The sequence below is a fragment of the Sphingomonas segetis genome (genome assembly GCF_009720245.1).
GTDB lineage: Bacteria > Pseudomonadota > Alphaproteobacteria > Sphingomonadales > Sphingomonadaceae > Sphingomicrobium > Sphingomicrobium segetis.
Window position 1 is genome coordinate 1 of record NZ_WJSQ01000317.1, and the last position, 637, is coordinate 637.

Consider the following 637-nt stretch of genomic DNA (forward strand, 5'->3'; position numbering starts at 1 on the left):
CCGCCCACCCGAGCTCGCCGGGCTGGTGCTCGCGAGCCCGCTGATCTCGACGCGCAGCTGGATCGCAGACGCCAACGCGCTGCGAGCACAGCTGCCGGCGGACGTCCAGGCCGTGCTCAGGACGTGCGACCCGCCGGCGCCGGTCACGTCGGCGTGCGAGCGTGCGACCAACGTCTTCTACAGGAATTTCAACGGCCGCGAGCCGCGCTCGGACGGCTATGTCGCCTATGTCGCCGCGCACCCGGCACTGCGCCTAAACCGCGCGCTCTACCAAGGCATGTGGGGCTCGAGCGAGTTCGTTGCGACCGGATCGCTCCGGACTTACGACGGCGAGCCGCTGCTGGCCAGGCTCGACGGCCCCCACACGCTGTTTATGGACGGCCAGTATGACGAGGCGCGCCCGGTCACGCTCGGCGCGTTCGCCGCACGCGTGGCTGGAGCGGAGTTTGCGGTCATCCCCGGCGCCGCCCACGGCTTCTTCAGCGACCGGCCCGAGGAATCGATCGGCATCCTGCGGCCGTGGCTCGAGCGGCAGGACCGCGCCTGATGCCGGTGATCGCGGTCGACGGCCCGGCGGCGAGCGGGAAGGGGACGATCGCCCGCGCGCTGGCCAGGCATTTCCGGCTGCCGCACATGG

The 637-nt window shown here is 71.7% G+C and carries 1 protein-coding gene and 1 pseudogene; both read left to right on the plus strand.

Translation table 11 applies throughout. From position 1 onward, the window contains the following. Positions 1-547 (plus strand): annotated as a pseudogene (locus GH737_RS15665) (alpha/beta hydrolase); the annotation flags it as partial. Further along, positions 547-637 (plus strand): (d)CMP kinase (locus GH737_RS15000; protein WP_196233258.1); only part of this gene is annotated, 91 nt, incomplete at its 3' end. The pseudogene GH737_RS15665 and the gene GH737_RS15000, both read left to right, overlap by 1 nt.